The sequence below is a fragment of the Methylobacterium sp. P3_A11 genome, assembly GCF_056403155.1.
This window is the reverse complement of record NZ_JBFUGA010000140.1, coordinates 1-12,304: the sequence shown is the minus strand read 5'-3', so window position 1 is coordinate 12,304 and position 12,304 is coordinate 1. Positions and strand designations below refer to the sequence as shown.

The 12,304-nt window shown below is 73.0% G+C and carries 11 protein-coding genes, 1 tRNA gene and 1 pseudogene; 10 read left to right on the top strand and 3 right to left on the bottom strand.

Annotated elements, in window-relative coordinates:
• Positions 1–858 (bottom strand): annotated as a pseudogene (locus AC1DXK_RS27870) (sensor histidine kinase); the annotation flags it as partial.
• Positions 858–1,523 carry a response regulator transcription factor gene (locus AC1DXK_RS27865; RefSeq protein ID WP_457106323.1) on the bottom strand — a complete coding sequence of 222 codons (666 nt, stop codon included), beginning with the start codon at positions 1,521–1,523 and terminating at the stop codon, positions 858–860. The pseudogene AC1DXK_RS27870 and the gene AC1DXK_RS27865, both read right to left, overlap by 1 nt.
• A gap of 309 nt (positions 1,524–1,832) precedes the next feature.
• Between AC1DXK_RS27865 and AC1DXK_RS27860 the strand changes: the two genes are divergently transcribed.
• From AC1DXK_RS27860 to AC1DXK_RS27840, 5 genes are all read left to right on the top strand, one after another.
• The gene (locus AC1DXK_RS27860) at positions 1,833–2,525 is read left to right on the top strand and encodes a DNA-binding protein (protein ID WP_457106324.1); all 693 of its coding nucleotides are present in this window, start codon (positions 1,833–1,835) and stop codon (positions 2,523–2,525) included.
• A 90-nt stretch (positions 2,526–2,615) separates the two neighbouring features.
• Complete coding sequence (locus AC1DXK_RS27855; RefSeq protein ID WP_457106337.1) at positions 2,616–2,924, top strand: hypothetical protein; 309 nt, start codon at positions 2,616–2,618, stop codon at positions 2,922–2,924.
• Positions 2,925–3,003: 79 nt separating this feature from the next.
• Positions 3,004–4,755 carry an ABC transporter ATP-binding protein gene (locus AC1DXK_RS27850; RefSeq protein ID WP_457106325.1) on the top strand — a complete coding sequence of 584 codons (1,752 nt, stop codon included), beginning with the start codon at positions 3,004–3,006 and terminating at the stop codon, positions 4,753–4,755.
• Positions 4,756–4,832: 77 nt separating this feature from the next.
• Positions 4,833–5,708 (top strand): aldose 1-epimerase family protein, encoded by an 876-nt coding sequence (locus AC1DXK_RS27845; RefSeq protein ID WP_477299512.1) that lies wholly within the window; start codon positions 4,833–4,835, stop codon positions 5,706–5,708.
• A gap of 3 nt (positions 5,709–5,711) precedes the next feature.
• Positions 5,712–6,431, top strand: coding sequence for a uroporphyrinogen-III synthase (locus AC1DXK_RS27840; protein ID WP_457106327.1), 720 nt, complete (start codon positions 5,712–5,714; stop codon positions 6,429–6,431).
• Between the two features lie 52 nt (positions 6,432–6,483).
• Here AC1DXK_RS27840 and AC1DXK_RS27835 read toward each other — a convergent pair whose 3' ends face one another.
• Entirely contained in the window at positions 6,484–6,801 is a 318-nt protein-coding gene (locus AC1DXK_RS27835) for a hypothetical protein (protein WP_457106328.1), read from the bottom strand.
• On the opposite strand from AC1DXK_RS27835, the gene AC1DXK_RS27830 reads away from it, so the two are divergent.
• The 5 genes from AC1DXK_RS27830 to AC1DXK_RS27810 all read left to right on the top strand — a co-directional run.
• Positions 6,791–8,761, top strand: a complete 1,971-nt coding sequence (locus AC1DXK_RS27830; RefSeq protein ID WP_477299511.1) for a translation initiation factor 2 — start codon at positions 6,791–6,793, stop codon at positions 8,759–8,761. The two genes, AC1DXK_RS27835 and AC1DXK_RS27830, sit on opposite strands and share 11 nt — an antisense overlap.
• A gap of 125 nt (positions 8,762–8,886) precedes the next feature.
• The gene (locus tag AC1DXK_RS27825; protein WP_457106330.1) at positions 8,887–10,476 is read left to right on the top strand and encodes a heme biosynthesis protein HemY; all 1,590 of its coding nucleotides are present in this window, start codon (positions 8,887–8,889) and stop codon (positions 10,474–10,476) included.
• A 227-nt stretch (positions 10,477–10,703) separates the two neighbouring features.
• Positions 10,704–11,138: an NUDIX hydrolase gene (locus tag AC1DXK_RS27820; RefSeq protein WP_457106338.1), complete on the top strand. Its 435-nt coding sequence runs from the start codon at positions 10,704–10,706 to the stop codon at positions 11,136–11,138.
• A 102-nt stretch (positions 11,139–11,240) separates the two neighbouring features.
• Positions 11,241–11,315 (top strand) — tRNA-Thr (locus tag AC1DXK_RS27815).
• A 447-nt stretch (positions 11,316–11,762) separates the two neighbouring features.
• On the top strand, positions 11,763–12,304 hold a 542-nt coding region (locus AC1DXK_RS27810; RefSeq protein WP_477299510.1), incomplete at its 3' end, for a tyrosine-type recombinase/integrase.

The window sequence follows — 12,304 nt, the reverse complement described above, 5'->3', positions numbered from 1 at the left end:
GCGCAGGTGGTGGCGCACCCGGCGGTCCATGTCGTCCACCTGCCGCCGCAGCGTCCCGTCCGGGTCGCGGGTCGGTTCGGCCAGCGCCATCGACAGGGTCGCGAGCGGCGTCTTGAGGGCGTGGGCGAGGTTGGCGACGTGGCCGCGGGCGCGTTCCAGGTTCTGGGCGTTCTGGTCGAGGAGCGCGTTGAGTTCGGCCACCACCGGCGCGATCTCGGCTGGCTGGTCCGCCGGCACCCGCTCGCGCCGGCCGGCCCGGACCGCCGCGAGGTCGGTGCCCAGGCGCGTCAGCGGCGCGAGGCCGAGGCGCACCTGGAATGCCAATCCGGCGAGCAGGCACAGGCCGAGGATGCCGAGGGCCAGGGCGAGGCTCGTCAGCGCCTCGCGCAGCGGCCCGCGCAATTCCCCCTCCGGCGCCGCCACCAGGATCGTCGCGGGCTGCGGTCCCGGCACCGTGAGCACCCGGGCGACGAGGGGCTCGCCCCGCGGACCGGTTGCCGAGGCCGGGTGCGGGCGGTCCGGATCGTCCGCCGGCCCCGGATCCGACAGGCGGATGTCACCGCCGCGCAACGAACCGGAGCGGATCGTCTCGGGTCCGCGGCGTATCATCCAGGCCCAGCCGGGGCCGGGCCGATCATAGGGCGGCGCATCGAGGTCCTGAGGCAGGATCCCGGCCTCGAGCCCGGCCCTGAGCGCGACGATCTGCGAGTCGAGGCGCCCGTCGAGCTGACCGCGCACGAACCGGTGCAGGATCAGCCCGATGGCGAGGCCCGCCACCACCAGGGCGGCCAGAACCAGGGCCAGGGCGGCGACGAGCAGGCGGGTGCGGAGCGAGCGCCGCGGCGTCCCCCCGGCCATCAGGCGGGATCCGCGTGCAGCCGGTAGCCGTGGCCGCGCACGCTCTCGATCCGCGCCGGGGCGATCTTCCTGCGCAGCCGCGTGATGATCACCTCCACGGAATTCGAATCCACGTCCGCGTCGCCCTCGTAGACCCGCTCGATCAGGTGCGGGCGCGGCACCACGGTCTCGCGGTTGAGCATCAGGCAGGACAGGACCCGCCATTCGAGCCCGGTGAGCTTGAGCGGCAGCCCGTCGTGCTCGAAGGCGCCGAGCCCCGGGTCGAAGCTCAGCGGACCGCAGGCGATCCGGCTGGCGCCGCCGCCCTGCGACCGGCGCACCAGGGCGCGCAGCCGGATCACCAGCTCCTCCACCCGGACCGGCTTGACGAGGTAGTCGTCCGCGCCCGCCTTGAAGGCCGCGACCTTGTCGCTCCAGCCATCCCGTGCGGTGAGCACCAGCACCGGCAGCGTCCGCCCCGCCGCCCGCCAAGCCCGCAGCACCGAGACGCCGTCGCCCTTCGGCAGGCCGAGGTCGAGGACGACGGCGTCGTAGCCCTCCGTCTCGCCGAGATGCTGGGCGTCCTCGCCGGTGGCGGCGTGGTCCAGCACGAAATTCTCCGCGCGCAGGACCTTGGCCACCTCGGCGGCCAGCGCCGCGTCGTCCTCCACCAGCAGGATCTTCACCCGTCCGCTCTCCCTGCTCCAGCCTCGGGTCCGGCGGAACGATCCCGTCTCGGGCCGAAACGCAGTCCGGGCCGGGTGTTAGGGCCGTGTCCTCAAGTCACCCGTCCCCTTGGCCACGGCGATCCCGATCGGTCGAACGGCATGAGAGTCCCGAGCCAAGCCCTTGAATCCGCAAGAGTTCCACGGAATGCGCTCTGGCGCTGCCGATTTAACCGGATCTGAACCGGGCGGTTCAGGCCGGATTGGCCGCCCGTCCTTACGAAGGGGCCACGGATCGAACGGGTCCGGACTCTTCAAAGGTGACACATCATGACCGACGACAAGACCATCGACCGCACGGCTCAGGAGATCCGCGGGCCAGCCGCCGGCCCTTCCGGCCCGCGGCGGACCGCGATCCCCCGCCGGACCTGGGTGGTGGGCGCGGTGGCGGCGCCCCTGATGCTCGGCGCCGTGGGCCTGTCCCTGGCACAAGGCACGGCGTTCCAGCCGACCCCCGTGGCGCCGGTGGCGATCCAGTCGCTGGCCCCGTCCGGGGCGACCGCCGTCAAGGGCGAGGTCGCCGAGATCTTCGGCAACAAGTTCGTAGTTCAGGATGGGACCGGCCGGGCCCTGGTCGAGACCGGCCGCGAAGGCGAGGGCGGCGGCCTCGTCGCCAGGGGCGAGACCGTGACGGTCCAGGGCCGGTTCGAGACGGGCTTCCTGCATGCCCGGGTCCTGACCCACGGGGACGGGCGGACGATCCTCCTGGGGCCGGCCGGCGCGCCGCCGACGGGCAGCCTCGACTGGGCCAAGGATCGGCTCGGTTTCGGGCCGAAGCCCGATCCGGCCGCCCTGGCGGCCTCCGTGCAGGCGGCCGGCTACAGCGACGTGCGCATCACCGGCCGCGGCCCGCGGCACTGGGAGGTCGCCGCCAGGGACCGGGAGGGGCGCGAACGCCAGCTCCATGTCGGCTTCGACGGGCAGGTGCGCGAGCGGCCGACGCCCGGGCGCCCGGCGCTGTGACCCGATGCCGGCGCGGGATGTCGTGCAACCCTTCCCGCCCTGCCGCGTCCTCCTGTCACGCACCAGGCAGGAGGACGCTTCGTGGAACCGATGAAGCCCATGGAACCGATGAAGCCGATGGAACCCATGAAGCCCATGACGCCGATGAAGGGCGTGGAGCCCTGGTGGCCGAAGGACCTCGGGGATCCCTCGACCAGCGGCGCGCAGAACGGCATGAAGTACGCCTTCTTCCCGGACCAGCACCGGCTGCTGATCGAGCGCGACGGGCAGGTCTCCACCTACGACAGCGGCGATCACCGGATCGGCGGCGTCGCGCAGGCGGATGGGGCCGGGACGTCGCTGACCTTCTCCAGCCAGAACGGCGACGTGGACCTCGGCTCCCTGAAGAAGCTCGGCTGAGCCCGGCGTGGACAGGCCGGGACGGTGCGCTTAAGCCCGGCCCGGTCATGCCAGCCGCCCCGCCGAACCCGTCGACGCCATGCGCGCGCTGATCGACCTCGTCCGCGCCCTGCGGGCGCCCGACCGGCGACGCCTCGGCCTGATCGCCCTCGGTCTCGCGGTGGCGGCCTTGCTGGAGGTGGTGGGCGTCGCCTCGGTGATCCCGTTCCTGACGCTGGTCGGGGATCCGTCGGCGGCGACCCGGATCCCTTACCTCGCCCAGGCCCGGGCCGTCCTCGGCCTGACCGACGAGCGCGGCTTCCTGCTGGTGACCGGCGGCGCGGCCCTCGCGGCGATCCTGGTCACCGCCCTGGTCAATGCCGGTCTGACCTACGCGCAGCTCCGGTTCACCCATCTGGCCGGCTACAGCCTCAGCCGGCGGCTGCTGTTCCGCTACCTCGACCGGGAGCGGCTGTTCTTCACGCGGAGCAACAGCGCCGAACTCGCCAAGAACGTGCTCTCCGAGACCGACCGTCTGGTGATCGGCGCGCTCACGCCCGCCACGGTGCTCGCCTCGCGGGCGAGTTCCGCGCTCGCGGTGATCGCCTTCCTGCTGGCCTACGCGCCGCAGCTCGCGCTGATCCTGGGCGGCGGCTTCGGCGGGCTCTATGTCGGGATCTACCTCGTCATGCGCGCCCGGCTCGCCCGGCTCGGCAGCCGCACCGTGGCCGACAACGAGGCGCGGTTCCGGATCGTGCACGAGACCTTCGGGGCGCTCACCGAGCTGAAGCTCTACGGCCGCGCGGAGGCGTTCGCGTCCCGGTTCGATGCCCCGGCCCGCGCCTACGCCCTCGCCACGGCGGCGAGCCAGCTCACCGGCCAGATGCCGCGCTTCGTGATCGAGGCCCTGGCCTTCGGCGGGGTGATCGTGGTGGTGCTGTTCGCCCTGGCCCAGGGACTCGACGTCGCCGGTATCCTGCCGCTGCTCGGCCTTTTCGCTTTCGCGGGCTACCGGATGCTCCCGGCCTTCCAGAACATCTTCACCTCGGTGGCGCTGATGCGCTTCACCCTGCCGGCGGTCCGGGTGATCGTCGACGAACTCGCCGGCGAGCGGGCGCCCCTGCCCCGCACCGCGGAGCGCCTGCCCTTCGCCCGGGCGATCCGGCTCGAGGGAGTCGGCTTCGACTACGGCACCGAGCGGCCGGCGCTGACGGGCATCGATCTGACGATCCCGGTCAACACCACGACCGGCTTCGCCGGCCGGACCGGCTCCGGCAAGTCGACCCTCGCCGGCCTCATCCTGGGCGTCCTCAACCCGGGGACGGGCCGGATCACCGTGGACGGTCGGCCCCTCGACACCGCCACCCTGCCCGCTTGGCAGAACCGGATCGGCTACGTCCCGCAGGAGGTGTTCCTGGTGGACGGCACGGTGGCGGAGAACATCGCGCTCGGCCTCGACGGGCCGGACCTCGCCGCCGTCGAGCGGGCAGCGCGGCTCGCCGGCGCCCACGACTTCGTCACGGCGCTGCCGCACGGCTACGGGGAGCGGGTCGGGGAACGCGGGGCGCGGCTGTCGGGTGGCCAGCGCCAGCGCCTCGGCATCGCCCGTGCACTCTATCACGACCCCGACGTCATCGTGTTCGACGAGGCGACCTCGGCCCTCGACGACGAGACGCAGGCCGCGGTGATGCGGGCGCTGCGCGCCCTGTCGGGCCGGCGGACGCTGATCCTGATCGCCCACCGCCTGTCGACCCTTGAGGGCGCGGACGCAGTCCACGTGCTGGAGGCGGGGCGGCTCGTCACCTCCGGTCCGCCCGAGACGGTCCTCCCCGGGCTCGGCACGGCGGCGTGAACGCTCCCGAGGCCCACCCCTTGCGCCCGACGCCGCCTCCGTTACCTCGGCCCTCCGAGACAGACCGGGAGATCACCGTGACCGAGCGCATCGAACTGACCGCCGCGGACGGCACAACGGCGACGCTCGCGACCCACGGGGCAGAGCCGGTGTCCTGGCGGGTCGGGGGCACCGAGTATCTCTGGAGTGGCGACCCGGCGCACTGGAACCGCCATGCCCCCTGGCTCTTCCCGGTGGTCGGCGCCTCGGCCGGCGGGCACGTGAAGGTCGGGTCCGAGCGCTACCCGATGGCCCAGCACGGCTTCGCCCGGGACCTGCCCTTCACGGTGGTGACCCAGAGCGCCGACGCGGTGACCCTGCGCCTGACCGACGGGCCTGAGACGCGGGCGCATTACCCGTTCGCGTTCCGGCTCGACGTGACCGCCCGGGTCCGCCCGGCGGGCCTCGATCTCGACGTCAGGGTCGCCAACCCCGGCGACGTCCCGCTGCCCTACGCCCTCGGGTTCCACCCGGCCTTCCCCTGGCCCTTCGCGGGGGGCGTCCGCGCCCGGGATGGCGGCTACGCGGTGGCGTTCGAGCACGCCGAGCGGCCGTTCGCCCCCCAGGTCGGCCCCGGCGGCCTCCTGCTGCGGGCGGAGCAGCCGATCCCTCTCGCCGGCGACACGCTGCCCCTCGATCCGGCGATCTTCACCGAGGCCTTCGTGTTCCGGAACGCGCGCAGCCGGTGGATGCGTTTAACCGGCCCGGAACGGGCGATCCACATGGAGATGGAGGATTTCCCCCATCTCGCGGTCTGGACCAAGCCCACGGCGCCGTTCCTGTCGCTCGAATGCTGGACCGGCTACGCCGACTGGGCGGATTTTTCCGGTCCCCTGGCCGAGCGCGATGCCCAGCGTCTGCTCGCTCCGGGGGCCGAGGCGAATCACGGCGTCCGGTTGACGCTCGAAGGCTGAGCGATGCGCGTCTGGGTGGCCCGCCCCGAGCCCGGCGCGACGCGGACCGGAGCGGCCCTCCTGGCCCAGGGTCATGCGCCGCTCGTGGCGCCGGTGCTCGTGGTGCAGCCGAGCGGCGTGGCGCCGCCCGTGGGACCCTTCGCCGCGCTGCTCCTCACCAGCGCCAACGCGGTGCCGGCGCTCCGGGGTGTATCCGCCCTACGCGGCCTGCCGGTCTTCGCGGTCGGCGCGCGGACGGCCGCCCTGGCGCGGGAGGCCGGCCTCGGTCCCGTGCGGGAGGGGCCGGGCGCTGCCTCCGGCCTCGCCGCCCTGGTGGCGGACGCGCTGCCGCCGGGCCAATCCCTGCTCCACGCGACCGGGGCCGAGCGCAAGCCGGAACCGGCGGCGGCGCTGACGGCGGCCGGATTCGGGGTCACCACTTTCGTGGCCTATCGGGCCGAGGCGCTGCGGCACCTCCCGGAGAGCGTCGGCGGTGAACTCGCCGCCGGACGCCTCGACGCCGCCCTCCACTACTCTCGGCGCAGCGCCGCCATCGCCCTCGCCCTCGCGGAAGGATCGGGGCACGGCGGAGCTTTCCGCCGCCTGAGGCATTACTGCCTATCGCCGGATGTCGCGGCACCCCTGGAAGCGGCCGGCGTTCCGGTCCATTTCGTCGCGGCGCGTCCGCGCGAAACGGACCTGCTCGACGCCCTCGCACCGCCGCCGGGCCAGCCGATGCGGTGACAGGGAGGCCGGGCCGCCGTATCTCGCCCTCGCGCCCGGCGCCGCCGCGGTGCTAGGGGGGCGCGGCGACGCCGAAAACGTTGGAGGACTTGCCCGTGACGCCACCACCCAGCGACGCCGACAAGCCCGGATCCGGCGGCCGGAAGCCGGACGCCGTTCCCGGCAGGCCCGGGCAGCCGATCCCGTCCGCGGGCCAGCCCCGGTCGGCCACGGCGTCGGCGTCCACCGCGTCGACCTCCGCATCCTCGGCGTCCGCCACGGGTGGCGCGAAGCCGGTTGCACCGGGCCTGGGCGAGGCCGCGAAGGCGCCGCAGGGATCGGTCACCGGGATGCCGCCCAAGCCGGCGACCGAGCCCGTGGTGTCCGCCAAGCCTGGCACGACGGCCGACGCGGCCAAGCCCGGTTCCGGGACCGAGAGCCCGAAGCCTTCGACAGGCCCTGTCGCCCAACCGTCGACAGCCAAGCCCGATGGCCTGAAGGCCGAGCCGTCCAAGATCGAGCCGTCCAAGGCTGAGCCTTCCAAGGCTGAGCCGCCGAAGATGGGCCAGTCCGGAACGTCCGACGCTGCCAAGTCAGGGGCCTCCACCGCGTCGACGGCCTCCGCGGCCGCCTCGGGGGCGCCCGGAGCGAAGGTCGCGCCCGGCACGCCCGATCCGACCAAGCCCGGACAGCCGGGCTCGGGCACCCAGACCGGCGCCCGCCCGGCCGGACCCGCCACGGGTGCCGCGGGGGCGGCGGCTGCCGGCGCGGTCACGGCCGGTCCGATCATCGATCTGAAGGCCAAGCGCATCCCCGATGCACCGGCCGCCGGCAGGGAGCCGGTCAAGGAGGCCGGAAAGGACGGCCGGGAGCCGCCGAAGGGTCCGACCCCGACGGCGACCGCGGCCGACCCCGCACGTGGCGCGGCGTCACCGTCCGGCCGCGGCGGCGCCGGGTTCGGCTCGATCGCGGCTGCCGGGCTTCTCGGCGGCCTCATCGGTGCGGGCCTGCTGTTCGGCGCCGAGAAGGCCGGGATCGGTCCCGATCCGCGCCTGAACGCCCTGGACCAGCGGCTGTCCAGTCAGGTCGCGTCCCTCGACAAGCGCGTCGACGGGCTTGCCCCGCGCGACGCGCTGGCGGCCCTGGACAAGCGCCTCGCCGCCACGGAAACGAGCGCCAAGCAGGCGCTGGACAAGGCCGGCGCCGCGCCGGCGGCGGCGCCGACGGAGGGTCAGACGACCGGCCCGTCGCAGGCCGTCCCGGCGGACCTGATCGCCCGCCTCGACAGCCTCGACCAGCGGGTGGCCGCGCTCCAGGAGGAGCCCGGCCAGGAGCCGGGCCGCGACCAGCCGGCCGATTCGAAGCTCGGCGCCGTCCAGGACAGCGGCAAGTCCGACAACGCCAAGCAGATCGCCGATCTCCAGGCGCGGCTGAAGGCGGTGGAGGAGGCCGGTGCCAACAAGGGTGCGGCCGAGGACGCCGCCCAGAAGGTCGCCACCCTGCAGAGCGAAATGGAGCAGAAGACCAAGGCGAATGCCGAGGCCGACGCGGCGCTGGGGCAGCGGCTCGATGGGCTGCAGCAGGCCCTCGACGCCCGGGTGAAGGCGGCCACCGAGGCCGTCCAGGCCGCGACCCAGGCGAGCCGCACCGCCGCCGAGGCCGGGCAGACCCAGGCCGCGGAGGCCGCGAAGGCGGTGGACCGGCAACTGAAGGCGCAGGCCGATCAGATCGCCGCCCTGGACAAGAGCGTGTCGCAGCGCGCCGAGGCCACCACCGTCCAGGCGGCGCTCCGGATCGTCGTGGCCGACCGCGTCGCGGCCGCCCTCGATTCCGGCACGGCCTATGCCGAGCCGCTGGCAACCCTGCGCAAGCTCGATCCCGGGACCGAGGCGCAGGCCAAGGCCCTCGCGCCCTTCGCCGAGGGCGGTGCCCCCTCTGCGTCCGATCTCGCCGACACCTTCCGGCCGATCGCCGGGCGCATCGCGGCCCGGCGGCAGGCCCAKCGGGCCAAGACCGCAGCCGAGACCGGTGACTTCCGCTCCAAGCTCCTCAGCATGGCCGACGGCCTCGTGCAGGTGCGCAAGGCCGACGCGCCCGCTCCGGAGGCCTCGAACGATCCGGAGGGCAAGGTCCAGGCGGCCCTCGACCGCGGCGACCTGACGGCGGCGGAGGCGGCCTTCGCGGCGCTCCCGGCCGAGACGCGGGATCAGGCGGGCGATTTCGGCGCCACGCTCAAGGCGCGCGCCGAGGCCGAGCAGGCCGCGCGCACGCTCCTCGACACCGCCTTCAAGGCCCTGCCGGTCGGCGCAGCCACCCCATCCCAGGCCGCACCGGCCGCCCCCGGGCGTTAGTCGGGTGACGGCCTCCCGCCGCGCGCCGCGCGGCTGCAACCTCTCCGGGCGGACGCGCAGGCGCTCCGCTCCTCCCGCCCCCCGCGACGGCCATCCGCCGGCCGCCGACAGGAGACACTGATCCCATGTGGCGCGCCCTCGCCTTCCTGGCCCTGCTCGCACTCGCCGCCTTCGGGGCGGTCTGGATCGCCGACCGGCCCGGCACCGTCACCCTCGTCTGGAACGGCTATCAGATCGGTACCAGCCTCGCGGTCGCCCTCGTGGGCGTCATCGCGGCGGCGATCGTCCTGGGAATACTCTGGGCGATCGTGCGCGGCGTGATCGGCCTGCCGGAGGCGCTGGTGCGCGGCTCCGCCGAGCGGCGCCGGGCCAAGGGCCTCTCAGCCCTGTCCCGCGGCATGGTGGCGGTCGGTTCGGGGGATCCCCTGGCGGCCCGGCGCTACGCTAGCGATGCCGAACGTCTCCTCGGCACCGAGCCGCTGACCCTCCTGCTGAAGGCGCAGGCGGCGCAGATCTCCGGTGACCGGGATGCCGCCGAGAGCGCTTTCCAGCGTATGGTCGACGATCCGGAGACCCGGGTCCTGGGCCTGCGCGGTCTGTTCGTGGAGGCCCGGCGCCGCGAGGACGAGACCGCCGCCCGCGCCTACGCCACCGAGGCCGCCCGCCTCGCTCCGAGCGTCACCTGGGCCAACGAGGCGCTGCTGGAGGCCCAGAGCGCCGACGGTGACTGGGCCGCGGCCCTCGAGACCATCGAGCGGCGCTCCTCCCTCGGCCTGATTGACAAGGCGAGCGCCCGTCGGCAGCGGGCCGTGCTGCTGACCGCGATCGCCGGCGAGCGCGAGGCCGGCGAGCCCGAGCTCGCGGCTGAGCGGGTCCTGCAGGCGGTCAAGCTCGCCCCCGAACTCGTGCCGGCCGCCTGCATCGCAGGCCGGCTCCTCGCCCGCCGCGGCGACTTCAAGAAGGCGGCGCGGATCGTCGAGGCGGCCTGGAAGGCCAACCCCCATCCCGACCTCGCCAAGGTCTATCTCGGCCTGCGGACAGGGGATTCCGTCCGCGATCGCCTCGCGCGCGCCGAGGTGCTGGCGAAGCTGTCCGTCTGGGATCCGGAATCCCGGCTCGCCCTGGGGCAGGCTGCCCTGGACGCACGGGACTTCAAGCGTGCGCGGGAGGCCGTGAAGCCGCTCCTGTCCGACCGCCCGACCGCCCGCGCCTGCCTGATGATGGCGGCGATCGAGGAAGCCGAGCACGGTGCCGCCTCCGGTCAGGCCCGGGAATGGCTCGCCCGCGCCGCGCGCGCACCCCGCGATCCCCTGTGGATCGCCGACGGCGTTGCCTCCGAGACCTGGGCACCGGTCTCGCCGGTGACCGGACGCCTCGACGCCTTCGCCTGGCGCGAGCCGCCGAACACACTGGCCGCTGCGCCGGCGGTCGAGCCGGAATCGGAGCCGACCGCGCCCGTCCTGGTGCCGGCGGCTCCAACGGTCCCGATGACCCCGATCGTCCCGGCGGCTCCGACCGTCTCTGCACCGGTCTCCCCATCGGCCGCTGGCGCCCATTCCGCCGGGCCGGGGACGGCCGTGCCCGTGCCCACCGTGCTGCCGGCGAAGGCGGCTGAAGCCAAGACGGCCGGCGCCGATCCGGTCTCGGTCGGCATGGCAGCCGCGGCGCTGCCGCCGTCCGGTCCGGGGGAACGCACGGTGCGCAGGACCGGCTGATCGGGGTGCCGGGGGCCGACGAGACGGACCGCGCATGACAGGCATGTCCCGCGGTCACGGGTAAGGCGTGCCATGTGTCTACTGGCAGTTGAAGTAATCGACCTGCCGTATAGCGTAGGCGTAGAACCGTCGACCGAGGATCCGATCATCCACCAGCCCATCCTGCGCCTCCGGTGCCCGTCGAGTCCGCCGGGTCCGGGCTGCATGCCGCCTCGCGCGGTGCGGCCGTGACCCTGTACGACGAGGACGGCGAGCCGCGCCGGCAGGTCGGCGCCCTGCCGTTCCGGCATGGGCGGGACGGGAATCCGAAGATCCTGCTGGTGACGTCGCGGGAAAGCCGCCGTTGGGTCATCCCGAAGGGGTGGCCCATGAAGGGCCGCAAGCCGTTCGAGGCGGCTGCGCGGGAGGCCTACGAGGAGGCGGGCCTGCGCGGTGCGGTCGGCAAGCGTCCGATCGGCCTGTACCTCTACCAGAAGCGCCTCCGGAACCTCGACGTCGTCCTGTGTCAGGTGAAGGTCTTTCCCCTGGAGGTGCGCAAGCAGCTCAAGCACTTTCCCGAGGCGCGCCAGCGGGAACTCCGGTGGTTCACCCCGTCGGATGCCGCCGAGGCGGTCTCCGAGCCGGGGTTGGCCGCCCTCATCCGGGCCGCGGCCCGCACGTAAAGCGCACGGAAGCGCAACACGGCGTTGCCAACGCGGCGGCGATCCGTTATGGCCCCACTCGGCCGGATGGACACGCCCCCCGCGGGGGCGACCCGGCCACCTGCTGCGGTAGCTCAGTGGTAGAGCACTTCATTGGTAATGAAGAGGTCGAGAGTTCAATCCTCTCTCGCAGCACCAGTATCTCCCTAACGATTACAGTAGGTTAGGGCTCAGCGACCCTCTGACGATGACCGCACTCTTACACAGCGGTCTCACACATTGTCTCTCAGGCTCGCGAAACCTTGGAGAGACCCTAAATCTGGGGTCTACTACCTACGCCAGCGCACCCCGGTCGATCTTGCCGCAAGGTTGAAGGGTCACACCGTGTCCCTTCCAATCGGTGAGGGTTCGGCTTGCGTGAAGGTCGGACCCATCATCCAAGCGTCCCTGAGAACCAAAGAGGCTCGGGAAGCACGGTCACGGCACGCCATAGCCGATGGTGCCCTCAAGCGGATTTGGAACGTCGAACGCGGGTGTGCCCAATCCGACACACTGATTGAACCTCGCCTGTTAGCTGTTCCTCTCGGCGCTCCTGCCGGTGATCCGACCGCGGCCCCCTCCCCCGTCACGATCACCAGCCCCACCTTGACCGTTGGGGACCTGTTTGACCGATGGGCGACGGATCGTGCGGACAAGCGGGCTCCCAACACGATTAAGCGTTACCGTGGGAGCATTCGGTCGTTTGAAGCCTTCGCCAACGGCCGGGATGCTCGGACCCTGACTGGCGATGACGTGTTCGCATGGGCGGAGCATCGGCGAGACCGGGAAGGCATCAGCCCGCGCGCGATCAACAAGAACGATCTGGTAGCTGTCAGTTCGGTGTTTCGATGGGGTGTGGGTCGGTCATCCGGTCAGATCCTGTCGTCCAACCCGGCGGCCGGCATATCGCTGGATGAGCCCAGGATCGTTCCACAACGCGAGCGGACGTTCCGTGAAGGTGAGATAGCGGCAATCCTGTTGGCGGCCTCACGGGTCATGCTAGACGCCCGTAACCCGGCCCATAGTGCAGCCCGCCGATGGTGCCCTTGGCTCGCGGCCTACAGCGGTGCCCGGATAGCCGAGCTAACGAACCTTCACCGTGAGGATATACGGATCGAAGGTGGCATCCCATTCATGCACCTGAGGGT

Excerpts from the sequence above, each read along its gene's own strand:
- AC1DXK_RS27840 (WP_457106327.1), top strand. The coding sequence starts at position 5,712 with ATGCGCGTCTGGGTGGCCCGCCCCGAGCCCGGCGCGACGCGGACCGGA.
- AC1DXK_RS27850 (WP_457106325.1), top strand. The coding sequence starts at position 3,004 with ATGCGCGCGCTGATCGACCTCGTCCGCGCCCTGCGGGCGCCCGACCGG.
- AC1DXK_RS27860 (WP_457106324.1), top strand. The coding sequence starts at position 1,833 with ATGACCGACGACAAGACCATCGACCGCACGGCTCAGGAGATCCGCGGG.
- AC1DXK_RS27825 (WP_457106330.1), top strand. The coding sequence starts at position 8,887 with ATGTGGCGCGCCCTCGCCTTCCTGGCCCTGCTCGCACTCGCCGCCTTC.
- AC1DXK_RS27855 (WP_457106337.1), top strand. The coding sequence starts at position 2,616 with ATGAAGCCCATGGAACCGATGAAGCCGATGGAACCCATGAAGCCCATG.